At 59.6% G+C, this 20,725-nt stretch carries 21 protein-coding genes and 1 tRNA gene; 12 read left to right on the top strand and 10 right to left on the bottom strand.

The window, feature by feature from the left end; all coding sequences use genetic code 11:
• Position 1 precedes the first annotated feature (1 nt).
• Both G5195_RS18560 and orn read right to left on the bottom strand, forming a co-directional pair.
• Positions 2-74 (bottom strand) — tRNA-Gly (locus G5195_RS18560).
• 178 nt (positions 75-252) lie between these two features.
• On the bottom strand, positions 253-798 hold the full coding sequence (gene orn, locus G5195_RS18555) for an oligoribonuclease (RefSeq protein WP_042080584.1): 546 nt from the start codon (positions 796-798) through the stop codon (positions 253-255).
• A gap of 91 nt (positions 799-889) precedes the next feature.
• Between orn and rsgA the strand changes: the two genes are divergently transcribed.
• From rsgA to G5195_RS18530, 5 genes are read left to right on the top strand one after another with little or no spacing between them, the layout of a single operon-like run.
• Positions 890-1,924, top strand: a complete 1,035-nt coding sequence (gene rsgA, locus G5195_RS18550; protein ID WP_041202348.1) for a small ribosomal subunit biogenesis GTPase RsgA — start codon at positions 890-892, stop codon at positions 1,922-1,924.
• Between the two features lie 28 nt (positions 1,925-1,952).
• A complete protein-coding gene (gene asd, locus G5195_RS18545; protein WP_026034874.1) occupies positions 1,953-2,825 on the top strand; it encodes an archaetidylserine decarboxylase in 873 nt (290 codons plus the stop codon).
• On the top strand, positions 2,822-3,091 hold the full coding sequence (locus tag G5195_RS18540) for a VF530 family DNA-binding protein (RefSeq protein WP_005349372.1): 270 nt from the start codon (positions 2,822-2,824) through the stop codon (positions 3,089-3,091). The genes asd and G5195_RS18540 overlap by 4 nt, the downstream gene beginning before the upstream one ends.
• On the top strand, positions 3,081-3,332 hold the full coding sequence (locus G5195_RS18535) for a DUF2960 domain-containing protein (protein ID WP_005338984.1): 252 nt from the start codon (positions 3,081-3,083) through the stop codon (positions 3,330-3,332). The genes G5195_RS18540 and G5195_RS18535 overlap by 11 nt, the downstream gene beginning before the upstream one ends.
• Positions 3,333-3,334: 2 nt before the next feature.
• Entirely contained in the window at positions 3,335-3,724 is a 390-nt protein-coding gene (locus tag G5195_RS18530; protein WP_041210445.1) for a hypothetical protein, read from the top strand.
• 85 nt (positions 3,725-3,809) lie between these two features.
• On the opposite strand, the gene G5195_RS18525 is transcribed toward G5195_RS18530, so the two are convergent.
• The 5 genes from G5195_RS18525 to gpt all read right to left on the bottom strand — a co-directional run bounded on the left by G5195_RS18525 (position 3,810) and on the right by gpt (position 8,745).
• Entirely contained in the window at positions 3,810-5,063 is a 1,254-nt protein-coding gene (locus G5195_RS18525) for a glutamate-5-semialdehyde dehydrogenase (protein WP_421222483.1), read from the bottom strand.
• Positions 5,064-5,097: 34 nt separating this feature from the next.
• Positions 5,098-6,201 (bottom strand): glutamate 5-kinase, encoded by a 1,104-nt coding sequence (gene proB, locus G5195_RS18520; RefSeq protein WP_201973445.1) that lies wholly within the window; start codon positions 6,199-6,201, stop codon positions 5,098-5,100.
• 180 nt (positions 6,202-6,381) lie between these two features.
• A complete protein-coding gene (crl, locus tag G5195_RS18515; protein WP_005339003.1) occupies positions 6,382-6,774 on the bottom strand; it encodes a sigma factor-binding protein Crl in 393 nt (130 codons plus the stop codon).
• A gap of 62 nt (positions 6,775-6,836) precedes the next feature.
• Positions 6,837-8,105 carry an esterase FrsA gene (gene frsA / locus G5195_RS18510; RefSeq protein ID WP_005349360.1) on the bottom strand — a complete coding sequence of 423 codons (1,269 nt, stop codon included), beginning with the start codon at positions 8,103-8,105 and terminating at the stop codon, positions 6,837-6,839.
• A 172-nt stretch (positions 8,106-8,277) separates the two neighbouring features.
• Positions 8,278-8,745, bottom strand: coding sequence for a xanthine phosphoribosyltransferase (gene gpt, locus G5195_RS18505; RefSeq protein WP_005339007.1), 468 nt, complete (start codon positions 8,743-8,745; stop codon positions 8,278-8,280).
• Positions 8,746-9,692: 947 nt separating this feature from the next.
• On the opposite strand from gpt, the gene G5195_RS18500 reads away from it, so the two are divergent.
• Entirely contained in the window at positions 9,693-11,144 is a 1,452-nt protein-coding gene (locus tag G5195_RS18500) for an aminoacyl-histidine dipeptidase (protein WP_421222481.1), read from the top strand.
• A gap of 81 nt (positions 11,145-11,225) precedes the next feature.
• On the opposite strand, the gene djlA is transcribed toward G5195_RS18500, so the two are convergent.
• Genes djlA through G5195_RS18485 form a run of 3 tightly spaced genes read right to left on the bottom strand, consistent with a single transcriptional unit; the run spans position 11,226 to position 13,754 of the window.
• The gene (djlA, locus tag G5195_RS18495; protein ID WP_128836428.1) at positions 11,226-12,059 is read right to left on the bottom strand and encodes a co-chaperone DjlA; all 834 of its coding nucleotides are present in this window, start codon (positions 12,057-12,059) and stop codon (positions 11,226-11,228) included.
• 19 nt (positions 12,060-12,078) lie between these two features.
• Positions 12,079-12,747 (bottom strand): N-acetylmuramate alpha-1-phosphate uridylyltransferase MurU, encoded by a 669-nt coding sequence (gene murU / locus G5195_RS18490; RefSeq protein ID WP_421222480.1) that lies wholly within the window; start codon positions 12,745-12,747, stop codon positions 12,079-12,081.
• Positions 12,744-13,754, bottom strand: a complete 1,011-nt coding sequence (locus G5195_RS18485; RefSeq protein WP_421236382.1) for an aminoglycoside phosphotransferase family protein — start codon at positions 13,752-13,754, stop codon at positions 12,744-12,746. The genes murU and G5195_RS18485 overlap by 4 nt, the downstream gene beginning before the upstream one ends.
• 174 nt (positions 13,755-13,928) lie before the next feature.
• On the opposite strand from G5195_RS18485, the gene lptD reads away from it, so the two are divergent.
• Genes lptD through G5195_RS18455 form a run of 6 tightly spaced genes read left to right on the top strand, consistent with a single transcriptional unit; the run spans position 13,929 to position 20,711 of the window.
• Positions 13,929-16,394 (top strand): LPS assembly protein LptD, encoded by a 2,466-nt coding sequence (gene lptD, locus G5195_RS18480; protein ID WP_227341998.1) that lies wholly within the window; start codon positions 13,929-13,931, stop codon positions 16,392-16,394.
• 26 nt (positions 16,395-16,420) lie between these two features.
• Positions 16,421-17,719, top strand: a complete 1,299-nt coding sequence (gene surA, locus G5195_RS18475; RefSeq protein ID WP_216952937.1) for a peptidylprolyl isomerase SurA — start codon at positions 16,421-16,423, stop codon at positions 17,717-17,719.
• Positions 17,719-18,714: a 4-hydroxythreonine-4-phosphate dehydrogenase PdxA gene (gene pdxA, locus G5195_RS18470; protein ID WP_201987519.1), complete on the top strand. Its 996-nt coding sequence runs from the start codon at positions 17,719-17,721 to the stop codon at positions 18,712-18,714. Before surA ends, pdxA begins: the two co-directional genes overlap by 1 nt.
• Positions 18,704-19,516: a 16S rRNA (adenine(1518)-N(6)/adenine(1519)-N(6))-dimethyltransferase RsmA gene (gene rsmA, locus G5195_RS18465; RefSeq protein WP_005339016.1), complete on the top strand. Its 813-nt coding sequence runs from the start codon at positions 18,704-18,706 to the stop codon at positions 19,514-19,516. The genes pdxA and rsmA overlap by 11 nt, the downstream gene beginning before the upstream one ends.
• Before the next feature lie 4 nt (positions 19,517-19,520).
• Positions 19,521-19,883 carry a Co2+/Mg2+ efflux protein ApaG gene (apaG, locus tag G5195_RS18460; RefSeq protein WP_204419561.1) on the top strand — a complete coding sequence of 121 codons (363 nt, stop codon included), beginning with the start codon at positions 19,521-19,523 and terminating at the stop codon, positions 19,881-19,883.
• 6 nt (positions 19,884-19,889) lie between these two features.
• Positions 19,890-20,711 carry a symmetrical bis(5'-nucleosyl)-tetraphosphatase gene (locus tag G5195_RS18455; RefSeq protein WP_005358331.1) on the top strand — a complete coding sequence of 274 codons (822 nt, stop codon included), beginning with the start codon at positions 19,890-19,892 and terminating at the stop codon, positions 20,709-20,711.
• Positions 20,712-20,725: the final 14 nt, after the last annotated feature.

Genomic DNA, 20,725 nt, shown 5'->3' with positions numbered 1-20,725 from the left:
GAGCGGGAAACGAGACTCGAACTCGCGACCCCGACCTTGGCAAGGTCGTGCTCTACCAACTGAGCTATTCCCGCAACTACCTTAAAACAGGCCGTACAGCATTTGGTTGCTTGCGCTACTGTACGGGAGCCGAATTATAAGAGCAGTCATTCCAATTGCAAGGGCTTTTTTGTCTGGTTGCGCGCGTTCGCTCAAAAGCTGGCCGAACTGTCGATTTTAGCAGCCAGAGTATGACAAACCCTTGCCGGGGAATCAGATCTTGAAGACGTGGCTGCGATAAAACTGCAGCTCGGCGATGGATTCGCGGATATCGTCCAGCGCCTGGTGGGTGCCGCTCTTCTTGAACTGATCCAGCAGTTCCGGCTGCCAGCGGCGTACCAACTCCTTGATGGTACTGACGTCAACGTTGCGGTAGTGGAAGAAGGCTTCCAGCTCGGCCATGTGCTTGACCATGAAGCGGCGATCCTGACCGATGCTGTTGCCGCACAGCGGGCTGGTGCGCTCCGGCACCCACTGGCGAATGAACTCGAGGGTCTCGGCAATGGCTTTCGCCTCGTCGTGCTGACTCGCCTTGACCCGGGCCACCAGACCGCTCTTGGTGTGGGTGTTGACGTTCCAGTCGTCCATCTTGGCCAGCTCTTCATCACTCTGATGAATGGCGATGACCGGCCCTTCGGCCAGTACGTTCAGATCCTTGTCGGTGACTATGGTGGCAATCTCCAGTACCACGTTCTCTTCGGGGTCGAGACCCGTCATCTCCATGTCGATCCATACCAGGTTCTGCGCGCTGACTGTCATGATTGCTCTCTCTATTGGGAGGAATGGCGGAATTTTGCCAATTTGCATGTATCATACTGGCTTTGGATCTGTTCATAAACTGGCGAATCGAGTGGCAAAGAAAGCAAAACTCAATCTGGGTCAACAAAGGCGCGTCCAGGCCAACCGCGAACGGCGGCTGCAAAAAGATCACACCACAGTGGTGGATGACACCCTGTTTGGCCCCGCCATCGAAGGGGTGGTGATCAGCCGTTTTGGTCAGCACGCAGACGTGGAAGCGGTCGATGGCACCATCCACCGCAGCAACCTGCGGCGCAGCAGCATCAGCAGTCTGGTCTGTGGCGACAAGGTAGTGTGGCGTCCCGGCCTCAATGCCGCGACAGCGGGCGTCATCGAGGCGGTGCATCCGCGCCACTCGGTACTGACCCGGCCGGACTTCTACGACGGGGTCAAACCCATCGCCGCCAACATCGACCAGATCATCATCGTCTCGGCGGTGATGCCCGAGTTCTCCACCAACATCGTCGACCGCTATCTGGTGGCCGCCGAGGATGTGGAGATCCGCCCCCTCATCGTACTGAACAAGGTCGATATGCTCGATGATGCCGCCAGAGCGCGCATCGAAAGCCAGCTCGAAACCTACCGCAAACTCAATTACGAGGTGCTGCTGGTGAGCTGCGAGAGCGGCGAAGGGCTGGATGAGCTTAAAGCTGCTCTGACCGACAAGATCAGCATCTTCGTCGGCCAGTCCGGGGTGGGCAAGTCGTCGCTCACCAACGCCCTGATGCCGGGGCTGGATGTACTGACCGGCGAGATCTCAGAAAACTCGGGGCTCGGCCAGCACACCACCACCACGGCGCGGCTCTACCACTTCCCGAGCGGCGGCGATCTCATCGACTCCCCCGGGATCCGCGAGTTCGCCCTCTGGCATCTGGAAGCCGACCGCATCACCTGGTGCTTCGTCGAGTTTCGCGACTATCTGGGTGGCTGCAAGTTCCGCGACTGTACCCACAAGGACGATCCCGGCTGTGCCCTGCGCGCCGCGGTCGACGCGGGCGCTATCAGTGCCGATCGCTTCCACAACTATCACCGCATCCTGGAAACCATGCAGGAAGCCCGTCACGGTCGCCAGCAAGCGCGCCTGTGACCCTAATAAACCTACGTTGATGATGAACATGAGCATTACTGACAACCTGAAAATTGCCGGTCAATACTGTCTGCCCAAGCATGCCCTCTCCCGTCTGATCGGCAAGTTTGCCGCCGCCGAAGCGGGCAATATCACCACCAAAGTGATCGAGGCTTTTATCAAGCAGTATCAGGTCGACATGAGCGAGGCGCTGCACGAGAGCCCGGCCCACTACAAGAGCTTCAACGAGTTCTTCACCCGCGAGCTCAAGCCCGGTATCCGCCCCGTGGTAGAAGATGCCATGACCCTGGCCCTGCCGGTCGATGGTACCGTCAGCCAGCTCGGTCCGATCCAGCAAGGTCGCATCATCCAGGCCAAGGGCCACGACTACAGCGCCCGCGAGCTGCTGGGCGGCTATGAGGATCTGGTTGCGCCGTTCAAGGATGGCGACTTCGCCACCATCTATCTGGCGCCCAAGGATTACCACCGCATCCATATGCCGCTGGACGGTGTGCTGGAGAGCATGGTGTTCGTGCCGGGGGATCTCTTCTCCGTCAACCCGCTCACCGCCGAGAACGTGCCCAACCTGTTTGCCCGCAACGAGCGTGTGGTCGCCACCTTCCGCACTCCGCACGGCCCGATGGCGCTGGTGCTGGTCGGTGCCACTATCGTTGCCAGCATCGAGACCATCTGGGCCGGCAACATTGCGCCGACCAAAGAGAAGAAGGTGGTGCGCTGGGACTATACCGGCGACGAGGCCATTACCCTGCAAAAAGGTGCCGAGATGGGCCTGTTCAAGCTGGGCAGCACCGTGGTCTGCCTGTTTGGCCCGGGCATGCTGGCCGGTTTCGAGCCCCATCTGGCCAATGGCGTCACCACCCGTATGGGTCAGCCCTTTGCCAAGCTGGCGGAGCAGGCATGAGCGAGCAACCGAACGCCTCGCAAAAGAACAACCCGCTGCACGGGCTGACGCTGGAAGCCATCGTCACCGCGCTGGTCGAACACTACGGCTGGGAAGAGCTGGGGCAGCAGATCAATATCCGCTGCTTCACCGATAATCCCAGCATCAAGTCCAGCCTGAAGTTCTTGCGCAAGACCCCCTGGGCTCGGGAGAAGGTCGAAAGCCTCTACCTCTACGTCCAGCGCAAGCAAGCCAAATCGAAGAAGGAAGGGCAAGATGGCCTTTAAGATTACGTACACCTATAAAAAACAGGCCAAAGAGATCGGCTACGCGAACGACAAGTTCCGCAGCATCTACGACGCCATCGCCGCTGCCGAAGGGCTGGATCTCACCAGTTTTCACGCCATGGAGGCCCAGCTGGCTCAGGTTTGCCGCCGTGACAAAAAGAGCGTGAAAGATTATCAGGAGAACTACTTCAAAGAGTTGGGATTCTCCAACATCGTCATCGAACGGGATCTTCAGGAGTAACCATGCGCACCTTGACTCTGATGGCCGCCTCTCTGCTGCTGGCGGCATGCAGTACACCGGAACAACATCTGGTTGGCAGCGATCGCGACAGCCACGGCTGCATCGGCAGTGCGGGCTATCAGTGGTCAGCGCTGACTGGCAAGTGCGTGCGCCTGTTCGAGCAGGGCATCCGGCTCAATCCGACCGATGCCAGCCAGACCAGCAGCGCCTTCGTGCTGTTCAATACCGATCAGAGCAAGGCCGAACTGACCCTGCCGACCGGCGAGCAGCACCAGCTTGCCCGTCAGGGCATGGAAGGCAACTGGTCGTGGCAGGGTAGCGGCTACACCCTCTTCCCCTGGAAGGGCTATGTGCTCAAATCCGGTGACAAGGTGCTCTATCAGGGGGAGTAACCCGAGCGCCTGATATCTTCCCGATATCCGCCAAATAAAATGCCGACCCAGGGGTCGGCATTTTTATATCTGAAACAACCGGTTATCAGGCGCGGCTGAGGTAATCGGCCTGCCCCACCCACTTGTAGCTGGTGAGCTCGGTCAGCCCCATGGGGCCACGGGCATGCAGCATCTGGGTCGACACCGCCACCTCGGCCCCCAGCCCAAACTGGCCGCCATCGGTGAAGCGGGTCGAGGCGTTGACATAGACAGCCGCCGAACCGGCCCCGTTGACGAAACGCTCGGCGTTGGCCAGATCGTTGGTCAGGATGGCATCGGAGTGACCGGCGTTGTGCTCGCGCATATGGGCCAGCGCCTCGTTCACATCCGCTACCAGCCTGACTCCCAGAGTCAGCCCCAGCCACTCGGTATCGAAATCCTCCGGCCCCGCCTCGCACAGGTTGTCGGCGCCCGCCAGCAGCGTCATGGCGTTGGCCGCGGCCACCAGCGTCACCTTGCGCTCGTTCATCAGAGCTACCAGCTGCGGCAGGAAAGTCGAAGCGACTTTCTCGTGTACCAGCAGGGTATCGAGGGCGTTGCAGGCGGAGGGGCGCTGCACCTTGGCGTTGTCGATGACCGCCAGAGAGCGCACCAGATCGGCGCTCTCGTCGACGAAGATATGGCTGATGCCAAAGCCGCCGATGATGACCGGAATGGAGCTGTTCTCCTTGCACATCTTGTGCAGGCCGGCACCACCGCGGGGGATGATCATGTCCACATAGCGATCGAGGCGCAGCAGCTCGGCCACCAGCGCCCGATCCGGGTTGTCGATGTACTGTACTGCCGCCTCGGGCAGGCCGGAGGCCGCCAGCGCATGCTGGATAACCCGCACCAGCTCCAGATTGGAGTAGAAGGTCTCGCGACCGCCACGCAGGATGCTGGCGTTGCCGGTCTTGAGGCAGAGGCTGGCGATGTCGATGGTGACGTTGGGGCGCGCCTCGTAGATGACGCCGATAACCCCGATGGGCACCCGACGACGGGAGAGGCGCAGGCCATTCTCCAGCACCCGGCTATCCATTTCGGCGCCGACCGGATCATCCAGCGTGATGACCTTGCGCACATCCGCCACGATGCCGGCCAGCCGGGCCGGATTAAGCAGCAGGCGATCCAGCATCGCCTCTGACAGGCCCGCCTCACGGCCGGCGGCGATATCTTTCGCGTTGGCAGCGAGGATCTGTTCACTGCGCGCCTCCAGCTCGTCGGCGATGGCGGCCAGCGCCCGGTTCTTCTGCGCCGTGCTGACGGTAGCCAGCTGATAGGCGGCTTCACGGGCCGCCTGCCCCATTTTCTCCAGACTCATCTCATTTCCCTTTGTTCATGCCGTGCCGCCCTGATTAGAGCAGCACCATGTCGTCTCGATGGATAGCCACAGAGCCGTAGCCATAGCCCAACACCTGTTCAATCTGATCAGAGTGGACACCGCGCAGCTTATCCAGCTCCAGATGGTCGTAACGGCAGATGCCGCGGGCCAGCTCGGCGCCTTTGGGATCAAGAATGCGCACCACATCGCCCCGAATAAAGTCGCCCCTGACCGCGACGATCCCCTTGGGCAGCAGGCTGGAGCCTTTATCCTTCATGGCGGCGACAGCCCCCTGATCCACATGCACTTCGCCGTGAGGGGGTGGGCCTGCCAGGATCCAGCTCTTGCGCCCTTCCAGCGGGGAGGCCAGCGCCGGGAACAGGGTACCGATACGCTCACCCTTGGCGAGACGGCCGATCACCTCCGGCATCTGGCCGGTCGCGATCACCACATTGACGCCGGCGCGGCGCGCCACATCGGCCGCCTGCAGCTTGGTGGCCATGCCGCCGGTACCGAGGCCACTGACGCTGTCACCCGCCAGCGAGCGCAGGGTATCGTCGATGGTCTGCACCTCTTCGATCAGCTGGGCATCCGGATTGGTGCGCGGATCGGCAGTAAACAGCCCCTTCTGGTCGGTGAGCAGGATCAGCAGGTCGGCATCGGCCAGGATGGCGGCCCGTGCGGAGAGGTTGTCGTTGTCGCCGACCTTGATCTCGGCGGTCGCCACCGCGTCGTTTTCGTTAATGACCGGAATAATGCGGTGATCGAGCAGGGTGCGCATGGTGTCGCGGGCATTGAGATAGCGCTCCCGATCTTCCAGATCGGCGCGAGTCAGCAGCATCTGGCCGATATGCAAGCCATAGAGGTTGAACAGATCCTGCCACACCCGAATGAGTTGGGTCTGACCGACCGCCGCCAGCATCTGCTTGTTGGGCAAAGTTGGCGCCAGTGGCGGGTGCCCCAGATGCTCACGGCCGGCGGCGATGGCCCCCGAGGTGACGACCACGACCCGATGGCCGTGACGGTGCAAGGCCGCACACTGTCTGACCAGCTCGACCATATGGGCACGATTGAGCTGGGAAGACCCCCCTGTGAGCACGCTGGTGCCCAACTTGACGACTATGGTTCTGTTTTCCATGGGAGCATAAAGGCTAAAAAAGTAAGGAATATCTTTATACCCACGGCCATGGAGCCCTGCAAGGCAATTAACGCAGGGGTGAGGAGATGAAGCAAAGGCCCGGATGATTGCGGTCGGAAGGGAAGATGGCTGACTGATGGCCCGGCAAACAGCGGGATGCTGCTTGCCGGGCATCAGGGATCAAGCGGCGGTCACGGTCAACTCATTGGTGACCTGATCCGCTGGCGCTAACTGACACTCCAGAGCCGTCAGTTTGTCGCTGATGAGCTTGTAGAAACGGTTGAGGGTCCGCTCCACTTCTACCTGGTGCTTCTTGGGGATCGGCTTGTCCAGCCACTCGCCATCAGCATTGTAGAAACCGAGCTGATAGTGGTAACGGAAATGGTGATCGTCCTGCTCCAGCACCAGCCACCAGCCCCAGAACTCCCGTTTGTCCGGCGCCGGCTTGGCGCTGACACAGACCGACAGGCAGTCGAAACGATAACGCCCCTCTTCGCAGAGATCTTCGCGCAAATAGGGGCCAATGGCAGCAAACTGCCTCAGCAGTCGCTTGTAGGTCACTCTTTCAGACATGTTAACCTCCCTGTTAAACAAGCCGCGCCACCTCGGGATGGCGTCAGTTCTTTAGCGCAATGTCAGGTACACAAATGCTGTTTCAGCCACTCGACGATTTCGTCTAGTGCCTTGTCATACACCTCCAGCAAAGGCTGTTTGTCGAATACGATGGCCTTGCCGTTACGACTGGCCGCCGCCAATGCCCGTACATCCTGCTCGGGACAAATAAAATCTCGCTTGTGTCCAATACTCAATATCGGCACTGAGGTGCGAGTCCCCAGTAATCCTTGTGTTTTAAGTGAAAATACCTGGCACTTGGTACGCATGCCATCCCACTGCGCCGCATCAGCCCCCAACCGGTTGGCCAGACTGTCCCGCATCATGCGCGGACACTTGGCAAACAGCTCCTGATTGGTAAACACCTGATTGACACCAGCGCCGACACAGACCACGGTGCGCAGCTTGAACGGTTCGATAAAGGCCAGTCTGGCTGCGATATTGCCCGCCAGACGCATCCCCACCATGGCGATACGCTGATGATCGACCCAAGCCACTTCGGAGAGGTAATGGAGCACCGCCTGATGAAGGCGGCTGGTATCCTGCACCAGCGGCCAATGCTCGGCATAGCCGACCCCGGGCATATCGAGGGAGAGCATGCCAATACCGTTGGGCTCGAGCCGTTTGAGATAGAAGTTGAGGAAATCGAGCTGCAGGGAGTCGATCCCGCCGCTGATGATCACCAGCGGCACCGGTTTTTCGGTCGTCGGCAGGTGGAGATAGCCCTGAATATGCTTGCCGCGAAAAGGCACCTGGATCTCTTTGAGCGGCACCTTGAACAGGCGACCCGCCTCGCGATAGGCCATGTTACCGAGCAGCTGGGCCTGATCCGCCAGCTCGTCATCCTTGAGATGGGGATAGCTGGCGATGGAGTAGTAGCGCACCGCCTTGAGCAGTTGCTTCAGGGCGCCAGAAGGATCACCCTTCTCGCGCAGTTCGCGGCCCTGCTTGAAATAGTTGCCAGCCACCTGGCTCCACTCGTAGATCCAGTTGCCGGGCACATAGCCCTTGATGGTATCGAGATAGCAATCGTGGGTGCGCTCGCCGGTCGCCATGGCGATACGGGCCAAGGTCTGCTCCACTTCGATGGGATCAGCACCCTGCCAGGTCCAGGAGGGGCGGCGCAGCAGGCGATACCAGCTCTTTGACATGGATCCGTCGATAAACATCTCGTCTGACTCGGCTTGCGCCAGATCAGCCGCACTGGAGTTGGAGATCTCGGATGTTTCCAATACCTTCTTGACGCGGGTAAAGAGCTGTTCGGTCAGGTTTAGGTCTTCGTTCAAGTCCAAGATAGTGTCCCATTCATATCAGGCAATAGCTCATCTTAACCACTTTTACTGCCCATCAGCCACCCTGCAACAGATTGATACACAAAAAAACAGGGCTCCAAATTGGAGCCCTGTGAAACCATTATTGCCGGTTGCGACCAATGGACGCAGCGAGCGTCACATCCCGATCCCGTTACTTTTCGTCGCAGATCGGTGTGGCGAACTCCAGTGCCATATCCCATGGCTGTTCGATCCAGGTATCCTGCGGGATCGCCACTTCGAAATCGTCCAGCAGCGCTTCGCCCATCGGCTTGGCAAAAATCGCGATGAACTTGGCTTTCGGGTAGAGCTCGCGGATCGCCTTGGCGGTAGTGCCGGTGTCCACCAGATCTTCCACCACCAGCCAGCCTTCGCCGTCACCGGCGGTGGTGGCAGCCTTCACGACCACCAGCTCGCGCTGGCTGTCATGGTCATAGCTGGAGATGCAGAGGGTTTCCACATTACGAATGCCAAGTTCACGGGCCATCAGGGCTGCGGGCACCAAGCCACCACGGCTGACCGCGATGATACCTTTCCACTGGCTGACAGGCAGCTGACGACGGGCCAGACGGCGAGCTTCACGTTGCAGGTTGTCCCACGACACATAGAACTTTTTCGGCATGTTATCGATCTCGAATAGTTATTTAAAAACAATCACTTAAAATAAAAAACACCCGCAATTATCCCTGCGGATGCCAGTAAATGGCGGCCCTTGCCCGACTGAATTCAGATTGCACTTCGGCTGCCTCAGGGCTAAGCCTCGGCAGCAAATCTGATAACAATGGAAGCAAGATGGGCTTATCCGGCGATCGGTTAGATGATGTGTCCAAACCGCGGACAGGCTGTTGGGCCGATATGATAGCACCGTTTGCAGAGAAAATGCCTGGCAAACGTATGCCAAAAACAGGAAAAATCGGTATCACCCTCTCCATTCGGCACATCTAGAGCGCCAAACGACTAACCTGCCGTCCCTGCTGCCGAGTCCTAATGAGCTGTGCGGCAAATCGCAGATAAAAAAATAGCAGGGGGAGGATTTACCTCACGCACCTGCTGCTTTCTCGCCTCTGCCTGGTTGGGCAGCTCGTCTTAGCGACGAGTGACGAAGGGGTTAGGGTAGCTGAAACCCTGGGTATACAAAGAGGGGGCAAACCAATAGGTTGAGTTGCTGCCTGGCATATTGAAACTCCTGATTGCTTAACAAGTTACGTACCTTTATGCGGGCTCAAATCCTTGAACGAACACTCGGTTCCATGGAGGCGCACTTGCTTTGCTTCGGTTCCCTGGAGGCTTTCATCGTCATCCTGACGGGTGGCGAACCACGGGAGCTAATTTACCAGTCGGTGCATTAAATTCAATATTTTTGTGAGATCGGTCACACAATTTCTTTTCTATCGGTCAGCGTCGTCCGAACCTGACGATCGTACTGCCTGATTGCCATCAGCCAGCACAAGCTGCCTGCGATTTGCGCTGATTGCTCACATTTTTGTGTGATTGACTGTATTATCGTTATCCTCTTCCCCGGCCCGCTGATGGGGCCCTGTTAATTCCGTGCTGGTAAGGAGTCCCGACGTGGCACAGCTTAGCTCTCTCTCTCCCAAACTGATTTGGCATTTCTTCGAACAGATCTGCTCCATCCCCCACCCTTCCAAACATGAAGCCAAACTGAGCGCCTGGATCATCCAATGGGCCCAAGGGGAAGGTCTGGCGGTCAAGCAGGACAAGGTCGGCAACATCATCATCAAGAAACCGGCCACCCCGGGGATGGAAAACCGCAAAGCCGTGGTACTGCAAGCCCACATCGACATGGTGCCGCAGGCCAACGCCGACACCAAACACGACTTCGCGACCGATCCCATCGATGCCTATGTCGATGGCGAGTGGGTCACGGCCCGTGGTACCACTCTGGGTGCCGACAACGGCATCGGCATGGCCGGTTGCTTGGCTGTGCTGGCTGACAAGACCATCAAGCACGGCCCGCTGGAAGTGCTGCTGACCACAGACGAAGAGACCGGCATGACCGGCGCCTTCGGTCTGGAAGCGGGCTGGCTGGAGGGCGAAATTCTGCTCAACACCGACTCCGAAGAGGATGGCGAGGTCTACATGGGCTGCGCTGGCGGTGTGGATGCCAATATCCACTTCCCGCTCGAGCTGGTTGACGCCATTGAAGGCGAAGCCCTCGAACTGGCAGTCAAAGGGCTGCGTGGCGGCCACTCCGGTTGCGATATCCATCGCGGCCGTGGCAACGCTAACAAGCTGCTGGTACGTCTGCTCAAAGCAGCCGAGCCGCTGGGTGTTCGTCTGGCCGAGATCCACGGCGGCACTCTGCGCAACGCCATCCCGCGCGAAGCCCGTGCCACCCTGCTGGTGCCCGCTGCCAGCGTGAACGAGTTCAAGGCGCTGGTTGACCGCTACACCGGGATCTACCAGACCGAACTGGCCGCCACCGAGCCGAACCTGACCGTGCTGGTCAACAACGCCGCCAAACCGGCCAAGCTGATGAGCGTCTCCCTGCAGCAGCGCCTGCTGGATGCCCTGATGGCCTGCCCGAACGGCGTGATGCGCATGAGCGATGCCATGCCCGGCGTGACCGAAACCTCGACCAACCTGGGGGTCATCAAGACTCAGGATGGCGAAGTGTACGTCCAGTGCCTGATCCGCTCCCTGATTGACTCCGGTCGCGAGAGCATCGAGCAGATGACCCGCTCCCTGTTCACCCTGGCGGGTGCCAGCTGCGAATTCACCGGAGCCTATCCTGGTTGGGCGCCAAACGTGGACTCCCCCGTCATGGCGCTGGTACGCAACAGCTACCAGACTCTGTTTGGCACTATGCCCAACGTGATGGTGATCCACGCTGGTCTCGAGTGCGGTCTGTTCAAGAGCGCCTATCCGGAGTGGGACATGGTCTCCTTCGGCCCGACCATCCGCGGGGCCCACTCCCCTGACGAGAAGGTGCATATCCCGGCGGTCGAGCGTTTCTGGCAACTGCTGGTGCACGTGCTGGAAGCGATTCCGGCCAAATAACCCGGCCTACGCCACACGGCAAAACAAAGCCCCGCACTGCTGCGGGGCTTTTTATTGTCTGTTCCAGCCTGACTTTGGCGCTTAACGGATACCGCGCGCCTCGCGGATCCACTCCCAGGCTTGCTGGATCTCCTGGGTCTTTTCCTTGGCCATCTCCATCATCTCCGGCGGCAGCCCTTTGGCGGCCAGCTTGTCCGGGTGATGCTTGCTCATCTCCTTGCGGTAAGCACGCTTGATATCCTGATCGCTGTCGCTCTCGCTTACCCCCAGCAGCTGGTAGGCATTCTTGAGGCGATCCGCAGAAGGCGGCTCCTGCCGATACTGCTGACCACCGGAATGGCCACTCTGATACTGGCCATGGGCCTGATTGAAGAAGTTCATCTGTGCCTCGGCCATCGCCAGAATGCGGGCCAGCTCGATGCGACTGAAACCCAGCTCGTCGGCGATGGTGTGAAGAATGGCGCGCTCGCCCTCCTCTACCCGCCCGTCGGCAAAGGCCGCCTGCAACTGCACTTCGAGGAAGAAGCGCAGAATGTCGCGCTGCCCCAGACTGGCGCGGCGGAACTCGGCCAGGGTCTCGCGCAACGGGAAGTCGGCCTCTTTACCGAGACGAAACGACTCTTGAGCCCGGGCACGCTGATCACCGACCAGCCGCATCCGATCCATCAGGTTGGAGGCAACCCGGATCTCCTGCTCGGTCACCTGACCGCTGGACTTGGCAATGTGGCCCATCACCGAGAAGGTGGCGTGGAAGAAGACGGCTTGCTGCGCCTGACTCGGGCCGCGACGAAACGCCCCCTGCAGCCCCATGCCACGGTCGAAACGGTGGCCTATCCACAGGCCAATCAGGGCGCCGATAATATTGCCGAGCAGAAAACCGAAGAAGGCGCCCAGCACCTTACCCCAAATACGCATGGTTCAAGACCTCTTGAAGTTAATGAGTGCGGGCCTGGAGCTGGTCATCCAGCTCGCGCAGTCGGTCGACCGTGCCGATATCACGCCACTCGCCAGCGAGCAGGCTGCCGCCCACCCGCCCTTGCGCCATCCAGTCACGCAGCAGCGGCGCCAGCTTGCGGGCGCCGCCAGCGAGACCGGCAAAGGCCGCCGGATCATATAGCCCGACCCCACTGAAGGTAAACGCTGGCGTATCCATCACTCGCCCGGCTTGCAGGGCAAAGTCCCCGCTCGGGTGTTGGGGCGGGTTGGGCACCAGCCAGAGGTGGGCCAAGTCATCGCCAAGGGGCTGGCTGACCAGAGTGCGATAATCGAGATCGAGCCAGGTATCGCCGTTGATCACCAAAAAGGGTTCAGAGCCCAGCAGTGGCAGCGCCTGCACGATGCCGCCCGCGGTCTCCAGCGCGCTCTCCTCGGCCGACCAGTGGATGGTCACACCAAGCGCACTGCCATCACCAAGGCTCTCGACCAGCTTGTGGCCGAGCCAGGCGTGGTTGATCACCAGCTCGGTCACGCCAGCTGACTTCAACTTTTCGATATGGTGGACGATGAGCGGTTTGCCCCCCACCGCCAGCAGCGGCTTGGGCAACAGGTCGGTCAGCGGGCGCATCCGCTCGCCACGGCCAGCGGCCAGGATCATCGCTTTCATGGTTTCACTCCAGCGTTGGCGATCCCTGGCAACACCACCTGCTCCAGCCACTGACCAAAACGGGCCAGTACCGGATAGGCGCCACCGTGAGTGCGACAGACATTCACCACATAGCCGAGGGTGCGGGGAATATCCTTGAGATAACCGGACTTGCCGTCGCGATGATAGAGCCGGGTGAAGATCCCCGCCGCTTTCAGGTGGCGCTGCATGCCGGTCAGGTCGGCACCACGGCGGAAACTGGCATAATCGAGTTCACCAAGCAGCCCCGCCTGTTGCAGGGTGGCAAAACCGTGGCGCATCCCTTCATCGATCACCTCATCCGGCCAGCGCACGTAGCAATCTTTGAGCAGGGAGACCAGGTCATAGCTCAGGGGCCCGATCACCATGTCCTGAAAATCGATGATGGCCAGCCGGCTGCTCTCGGGGGTATCTCCGCCACATACCATCAGGTTGCGACTGTGGAAATCTCTATGCATCACCCCCTGCGGCTGGGCCAGATTGCAGGCAGTGAGGCAAGCGAAGGTCTCGTCCAGCAGTTGCTGCTCTTCATGGCTCAGGCTCAGTTGCAGATGATGGCCAAGCAGCCACTCGGGGAAAATGCTGTTCTCCCGCGCCATAAATGCCGCATCGAAGGGTTCAAGCGCCAGTTCAACCGCCCCCAGGCGGGGCAGCAAATCAATCGCCTTGCCATACCAGGCCAGTACGTTGTGTTCGTTCAGGCAGCTGATCAGCTGAGTATCGCCCAGGTCACTCACCGCCAGCAGACCCTGTTCGTAGTCCACCGCCGTGACCTCTGGCGCCAACAGCTGACGCGCCTGCAAGGCGGTCGCGTTACGAACAAACTCATGATTTTTTTCGGTTTTCGGATTGGCATCCACCCAAACCAGACCACCACCGCGATAGTAGCGACGGAAGCTGGCATCACCGGAAATGAGGGTCAACTGAAGATTGGCATCACCGGAAATACGGCGTGCCCACTGCAATAGCAGGGAATCGCGATCGTGCATAAGTAGAGGACCAAGGTGGAAAGCAGCACTTGGCTGTTAGCCCTGGCCGCAATAATGCTTTATCATTGCCGGCTAACATAAAGCAATGACATGCAATGTCAACTCGATGAAACCTGTCGTAAAATGCATGCCTTGGATCAACCGTATCTATCACGGATTGCACGAGTCTTTCACATGACCAAATGGACACTGGGGTACCGCTATCCCATCGCCCTGACTATCAGCCTGGCCCCCGCACTCACCCCTATGATGGTGCAGGCGGCCCCGTTCGAAGCGCCGCCAGCCACCGGCATTCTTGATAGTCTCTGCTATGACTATGTTCCCAAGATAGAAAAGCCTTCATCGGATCAGGATGCCAATGCGCAGCCGGTCGAGGTTGATGCTGACCGTCTCGAGGCCAAACAGGGCGGCACCGCCGTCTATGAAGGGGACGTCAAGGTTCGTCAGGGTGTTCGCAAGTTTGACTCCGATTATGCACAGCTCGATCAGAAGAGCCGGGATGTCATCGCCATCGGCAACATCTATTACAACGACGGTCAGGTGACCGTCACCAGCGACAAGACCCTCAAATCCAACCTGGATACCAAAAACTCCGAGCTGGAGGAGGGCAAGTATCAGGTGCATGGCTCACCGGTGCGCGGCTTTGCCAAACGCGTGGTGATGACCAACAACAACCAGAACATCACCATGGAGGGAGCCCAGTACACTACCTGCCCCCCCGGTCAGGAAGTGTGGACCCTCAAGGCGGGCAGCATCGACATCGACCAGAAAGAGGTGTTCGGCGAAGCCTGGAACGCCAGCCTCTGGCTCTATGACTACCCGGTGTTCTACTTCCCCTATATCAACTTCCCCATCAAGGATGAACGGAAGACAGGTCTGCTCTACCCGGGTTACAAACAGAGTTCCGGCAACGGCATGGAGATCACCCAGCCCTTCTACTGGAACATTGCCCCCAACTACGATGCCACCATCACCTCCCGCTTTATGGACAAACGCGGCCTGATGGAACAGGTAGAGTTTCGCTACATGCCGGACCCAGCCCATACCGGTACCCTCTATTTTGAAAGCCTCAGGGATGACAAGCAGTATGATGCTGGCAACCCGAGCTTTACCAACCCGTCGACAGGGACTCCGTACCTCTCAGATGGTCATCGTTACCTGATGAATATTCGTCACGGATCCACCCTGATGGATGGCTCCCTGCGTTTAGGCATCGACTACACCCAGGTACGGGACAAGGATTACAACTACTTCAACGACTTCAGCCCGCAAGTGGGCACCCAGGTCGACAGCCAGTTGCAGCAATCCTTTACCGCCGGTTACTACCAGCAGAACTGGAACCTCACCTCCGAGGTGCGTCGCTATCAGATCCTGAGTCCCTACGCGCTGCTGCCCCACGAGATGCTGCCACGCATCAACTACAACTACTTCCAGCAGGGGAAATGGTTCGATCTGGCCTGGAACAGCGAGCTGACCAAGTTTGGCTATGACAGCGGCAGCGCCACTGCCCAGCAGGCCGGTGAGCGTTATACCGCTACCCGTCTGCATCTGGCTCCCACCCTGACCATCCCCCTGGTCGATGCGCCGGGTTACTACCTTATAAGCCAGTACAAACTGATGTTTACCTCCTACAACCAGGAGATCCCCAAAGACCTGATTAGCCAGGATCGCAGTAAATTTACAGACGCAGATAGCCAGCAGCTGACCCTGAAAGACGGCACCATTACCCGCACCTTGCCGTCCTTCCGCCTCAAGGGGGGCGTCAACTTCGATCGTCCGGTAGACTGGTATGATGGCAAGGGCACCCAGACCCTGGAGCCTGAGTTCCAGTACCTCTATATCCCTTACAAGAATCAGGACGAAATAGGGATTTACGACTCCACCACCACCCGTCAGGACTACTACAGCCTGTTCAGCGATCGCCGCTACGCCGGTCTCGACCGCATCAGCGATGCCAACCGGGTCACCGTTGGCCTGACCAGCCGGGTCTATGACAATGTGGGGGATGAGCGGTTACGTCTGGCGGTAGCCCAGGCCTTCGAGATGACACCTCCCAAGGTGCGCCTCTACCCGTCCGATCAGGAAAACACCAACGCCCGCTCCCTGCTCTCGTTCGAGGGGGATGCCCGGATCACCGATGAGTGGTTCGCCCATGCCGGCACCCAGTACGATACCTCCGAGGGGGAATTTACTGCCGGCAACGGTGCAGTCGAATACCGGACCGGCAAGCTGACCACCCAGGTCAACTACCGCTATATCCAGGACGGCAACCGGGACTATCGCTACCCGAGCAATCCTGCTCTGGCCGAAGACCTCAGCCAGGCTGGTCTGGTGATGATGGCGCCGATCGCCGATCAGTGGCAGATGTATGGCGGTTACTATCGCGATATCAAGCAGGATGTGAACATTGACCGCAAGATCGGTGTCAAATACGACTCCTGCTGCTGGAGCATCAACATGAGCCTGGAGTGGCACAACCAGCCGGACAACATCACTCTGAAGCCCACTTCGGAAAAAGTCATTGGTCTGCAGTTTGAAATGAAGGGACTTGGCAGCGTGGGTACCGGTGGCCGCAGTGTCACACTGGATACCGAGCTGTTGCCCTATGTTCGCCCGTTTAATCTGAAAGACCAGCAATGATGCTGGTCCAGCCTTGAGAGATGGATATGAAAAAGACCCTGATTGCCCTGCTGACCGCGGGAATGTTCGGCGCCATGAGCCAGGCCGCACTGGCTGCGCCCGAGCTGATGGACAAAGTGCTGGCCGTGGTCAACAAGGACGTAGTGCTGTCCAGTCAACAGGACGCACTGGTCAACAAGGTAAAACTCTCCGCCCAGGAGAGCGGCCAGTCTCTGCCTGACGATGCCACTCTGCGCAAACAGGCACTCGACCGTCTGATCCAGGAGAGCCTGCAGCTGCAACTGGCGGATCGCCAGGGGCTGAAGATCAGTGATACCCAGCTGGAACAGGCTATTCAGGGCATCGCCGCCGACAACAAGATGACCCTGGATCAGCTGCGCGCCCAGCTCGCCCGTGAAGGGATGACCTATGCCCAGTATCGGGAAGAGGTTCGCCGCGAGATCCTGATGAACGAGGTGCGCCGCAATCAGGTGCGCCGCCGTATCAACATCTCCGAGCAGGAGGTGAAGCAGGTGGTGGAGATCCTGAAGAAACAGGGTCAACAGCAGAACGAATACCACGTCGGCCATATCCAGATTGCCCTGCCGGACAACCCCACCGCCGCCCAGCTGGATGCCGCCAAGAGCAAGATCGAGCGCATTCTGGCCGCCCTCAAGCAGGGTGCCGACTTCCGCAAACTGGCCATTGCCGAGAGTAACGGCCCCAAGGCGCTGGAAGGGGGTGACTGGGGCTGGATGAGCCCGCAAGAGATGCCGACCCTGATGGCCGAAGCGGTACAGGGTACCAAGAAGGGCGATATCGTGGGCCCGCTGCGCTCCGGCGCCGGTCTGCACATCGTCAAGGTGTTCGACACCAAGGGTCAGCAGCAAGTGATGCAGACCGAGGTGAAGGCCCGTCACATCCTGATCAAGCCCTCCATCATCCTGAGCGAAGAGAAAGCCAAGGGGATGCTGGATGGCATTCTGCACGACATCAAGAGCGGCAAGGCAAGCTTCGCCAGCATGGCGGAGAAGTATTCCGAAGATCCGGGCTCTGCGGTGCAGGGTGGCGAACTGGGCTGGTCTGATCCCAACGTCTATGTACCAGAGTTTCGCGACATGGTTAACCGGCTGCAACCAGGCCAGATCAGCGCCCCCTTCCGCACCAGCCACGGCTGGCACATCGTCCAAGTGGAAGATCGTCGCAGCCAGGATGCCACTGACAAGGCTCTGGAACAGCGTGCCTATCAGCTGATCTACAATCGCCGCTTCGTGGAAGAGTCCCAGGCCTGGTTGGACGAGCTGCGTGATGAGGCTTACATCCGTGTCGAAGGATCTGCGAGCTGATGAGCTGCCGTCGCCTTGCCGTTACCCCGGGCGAACCGGCCGGGATCGGCCCGGATCTGGTGCTGCAGATAGCCCAGCAGGATTGGCCCCACCAGTTGGTGGTGATCGCCGATCCGGCGCTGCTGCGCGAGCGAGCGGCCCTGCTGGGGCTGCCCATCGAGCTTGAGCCCTATGATGCCAGTCAACCGGCACAACCGCAGCGAGCCGGCACCCTGACGGTATGTTCTGTCTCTCTCGGCGCCCCCGTGGTGCCGGGCGAGCTGAACGAAGGCAATGGCGCCTATGTGCTAGCGACCCTGCAGCGTGCCTGCGATGGCAACATGAGCGGCGAATTTGCCGCCGTGGTGACCGGGCCGGTGCACAAGGGGATCATCAACCAGGCCGGGGTCTCGTTCAGCGGCCACACCGAGTTCTTTGCCCAACAATCCAACACTGCCGATGTGGTAATGATGCTGGCAACCGAGGGGCTGCGGGTCGCACTGGCGACTACCCATATTCCGCTGGCCTATGTAGCGATGGCCATCACCGAAGATCGCCTCGGCAAGGTGATCCGGATCCTCAACGAGGATCTCGCCACCAAGTTTGGTATCGCCAAACCCCGTATTTACGTCTGCGGCCTCAACCCCCACGCCGGGGAAGGTGGCCATCTCGGACGTGAAGAGATTGACGTGATCGAACCCGCCCTGGTCACCCTGCGCCAGGAAGGGATCGATCTGGTCGGCCCATTGCCGGCCGACACCCTGTTCCAGGAGAAATACCTCAAGGATGCGGATGCGGTACTCGCCATGTACCACGACCAGGGGCTGCCTGTGCTCAAATACAAGGGCTTCGGCAGTTCGGTCAATATCACCCTGGGGCTTCCCTTCATCCGCACTTCGGTGGATCACGGCACCGCGCTGGATCTGGCAGGCAAGGGCCTAGCCGATCCGGGCAGCCTTGTCACCGCGATTAACCACGCCATCAAGATGGTAGAGAAAAAAAGATATGAGCAGTAAGGTGCACATGGGCCACACGGCCCGTAAGCGTTTCGGTCAGAACTTCTTGCACGACCGGTATGTGATCGATCAGATCGTCGCAGCCATCAACCCGCAGCCGGGTCAGAATCTGGTGGAGATCGGTCCGGGTCTGGCCGCGCTGACCGAGCCGGTTGCCGCCCAGATGGACAAAATGACCGTGGTCGAGCTTGACCGGGACTTGGCAGCTCGCCTGCGCGAGCACCCGACCCTCAAAGACAAGCTGACCGTCATCGAAGCGGACGCCATGCGTTTCGACTTCGGCACCCTGATGGGTGAAGGCAAGGGGCCGCTGCGTATCTTCGGCAACCTGCCCTACAACATCTCCACCCCGCTCATCTTCCACCTGTGCGAGTTCGCTGATCGGGTAGAAGACATGCACTTCATGCTGCAAAAGGAAGTGGTGTTGCGTCTGGCAGCAGGCCCGGGCAGCAAGGCTTATGGCCGGCTGAGCGTGATGACCCAGTACTACTGTCAGGTGGTGCCTGTGCTGGAAGTGGGCCCGGGCGCCTTCAAACCGGCGCCGAAAGTGGACTCTGCCGTAGTTCGCCTGATCCCGCACAAGAATCCGACCATAGTCGCGAAAGACATTCGTTGTCTGAATCGCGTCTGTACCGAAGGCTTTGGCCAGCGTCGCAAGACCATCCGCAACAGCTTCTCCAACTTCATCACCGACGCCCAGCTGACCGAGCTTGGCATCGATGGCAACCTGCGCCCGGAGAATCTCTCCCTCGAGCAGTTTGTCATGATCGCCAACTGGCTGGCGGATCAGCAACAGGCCTGATCCTGTGGCACTCCCGCACATCGAGATCCGCCCATACCCCCTGTATGTGGCGGGCTCCAGAGACCCTTACCAGTTTCACTATCTGATCGAGATTGAGAATCTGGGGCCCGGCCCGGTGCAACTGCTGCATCGGCGCTGGCTCATCACCGATGCCAATGGCAAGATGCTGGAAGTGGCAGGCCCGGGCGTGGTCGGGGAACAACCCGTCATTGCCGAAGGTGAGACCTACCGCTACCAGAGCGGCGTGCCGCTGGCGACCCCGCTTGGGGTGATGGAAGGGAGCTATACCCTGCAAGATGGCTCTGGTCAGCAGTTTGAGGCGCCCATCGCCCCCTTCACGCTGGCCATCCCCAATATTATCAACTGAGGTTTCATGGCGAACTGTTTTGTCGGTGACATCCAGGGCTGTTACGACGACTTGCGCCGTCTGCTGGATCTTGCCGCGTTCGATCCCGAAAATGACGTGCTCTGGCTCTGCGGCGATCTGGTCGCCCGCGGCCCGGACTCCCTCAATACCCTGCGTTTTGTCAAAGGGCTGGGCAACCGCGCCGTTACCGTGCTCGGCAACCACGACCTGCACCTGCTGGCGGTCGCCGATGGCGTTGCACCACTCAAGAAGAAAGACAAGCTGCAAAGCCTGATGGATGCCCCTGATCGGGATGAACTGCTGGAGTGGCTGCGCCACCGCCCGCTACTGGCCGAACATCCGGATCTGCCCATCATGATGGTGCATGCCGGGATCTCCCCCGCATGGGATGTCCGCACCGCGCGCAACTGCGCCCGCGAGGTAGAGAGCCTACTGCGCGGTGACCAGTACAGCTGGCTGCTGCACAACATGTACGGCGACCAGCCCGATGGCTGGAAAGATGATCTGGTCGGGATCGACCGCTACCGCTACATCATCAACACCTTCACCCGGATGCGCTTCTGCTACTTCGATGGCCGACTCGACTTCAAATGCAAGAAGGGCCCCAAGGAGTCGACCCCTGGGCTGCGGCCCTGGTTCGAGCAGCGCGAGCATCACGTGGATGACCCCATTCTGGTGTTCGGCCACTGGGCGGCGCTGATGGGCAACACCGGCAAGAGCGACATCAAGGCGCTCGATACCGGCTGTGTCTGGGGCAATAGCCTCACCCTGTGGCGCTACGAGGATGATGCCCTGATCGCCACCCCTTGCCCGGTTCACGCCAGCTAGGGGGACGCAGCAAT

It is taken from the genome of Aeromonas sp. 601039, from assembly GCF_049174415.1.
Classification (GTDB): Bacteria; Pseudomonadota; Gammaproteobacteria; order Enterobacterales; family Aeromonadaceae; genus Aeromonas; species Aeromonas veronii_A.
This window is presented reverse-complemented; position numbering and strand designations above follow the sequence as displayed.

What these genes read in the sequence shown, in the direction of transcription:
- surA (WP_216952937.1), top strand. Translation starts at nt 16,421, where the DNA reads ATGAAAAAGACCCTGATTGCCCTGCTGACCGCGGGAATGTTCGGCGCC.
- pdxA (WP_201987519.1), top strand. Translation starts at nt 17,719, where the DNA reads ATGAGCTGCCGTCGCCTTGCCGTTACCCCGGGCGAACCGGCCGGGATC.
- G5195_RS18525 (WP_421222483.1), bottom strand. Translation starts at nt 5,063, where the DNA reads ATGAGTCTGGAGAAAATGGGGCAGGCGGCCCGTGAAGCCGCCTATCAG.
- proB (WP_201973445.1), bottom strand. Translation starts at nt 6,201, where the DNA reads ATGGAAAACAGAACCATAGTCGTCAAGTTGGGCACCAGCGTGCTCACA.
- G5195_RS18530 (WP_041210445.1), top strand. Translation starts at nt 3,335, where the DNA reads ATGCGCACCTTGACTCTGATGGCCGCCTCTCTGCTGCTGGCGGCATGC.
- G5195_RS18485 (WP_421236382.1), bottom strand. Translation starts at nt 13,754, where the DNA reads ATGCACGATCGCGATTCCCTGCTATTGCAGTGGGCACGCCGTATTTCC.
- G5195_RS18540 (WP_005349372.1), top strand. Translation starts at nt 2,822, where the DNA reads ATGAGCGAGCAACCGAACGCCTCGCAAAAGAACAACCCGCTGCACGGG.
- djlA (WP_128836428.1), bottom strand. Translation starts at nt 12,059, where the DNA reads ATGCGTATTTGGGGTAAGGTGCTGGGCGCCTTCTTCGGTTTTCTGCTC.
- G5195_RS18455 (WP_005358331.1), top strand. Translation starts at nt 19,890, where the DNA reads ATGGCGAACTGTTTTGTCGGTGACATCCAGGGCTGTTACGACGACTTG.
- murU (WP_421222480.1), bottom strand. Translation starts at nt 12,747, where the DNA reads ATGAAAGCGATGATCCTGGCCGCTGGCCGTGGCGAGCGGATGCGCCCG.
- asd (WP_026034874.1), top strand. Translation starts at nt 1,953, where the DNA reads ATGAGCATTACTGACAACCTGAAAATTGCCGGTCAATACTGTCTGCCC.
- rsmA (WP_005339016.1), top strand. Translation starts at nt 18,704, where the DNA reads ATGAGCAGTAAGGTGCACATGGGCCACACGGCCCGTAAGCGTTTCGGT.
- G5195_RS18535 (WP_005338984.1), top strand. Translation starts at nt 3,081, where the DNA reads ATGGCCTTTAAGATTACGTACACCTATAAAAAACAGGCCAAAGAGATC.
- crl (WP_005339003.1), bottom strand. Translation starts at nt 6,774, where the DNA reads ATGTCTGAAAGAGTGACCTACAAGCGACTGCTGAGGCAGTTTGCTGCC.
- gpt (WP_005339007.1), bottom strand. Translation starts at nt 8,745, where the DNA reads ATGCCGAAAAAGTTCTATGTGTCGTGGGACAACCTGCAACGTGAAGCT.
- orn (WP_042080584.1), bottom strand. Translation starts at nt 798, where the DNA reads ATGACAGTCAGCGCGCAGAACCTGGTATGGATCGACATGGAGATGACG.
- lptD (WP_227341998.1), top strand. Translation starts at nt 13,929, where the DNA reads ATGACCAAATGGACACTGGGGTACCGCTATCCCATCGCCCTGACTATC.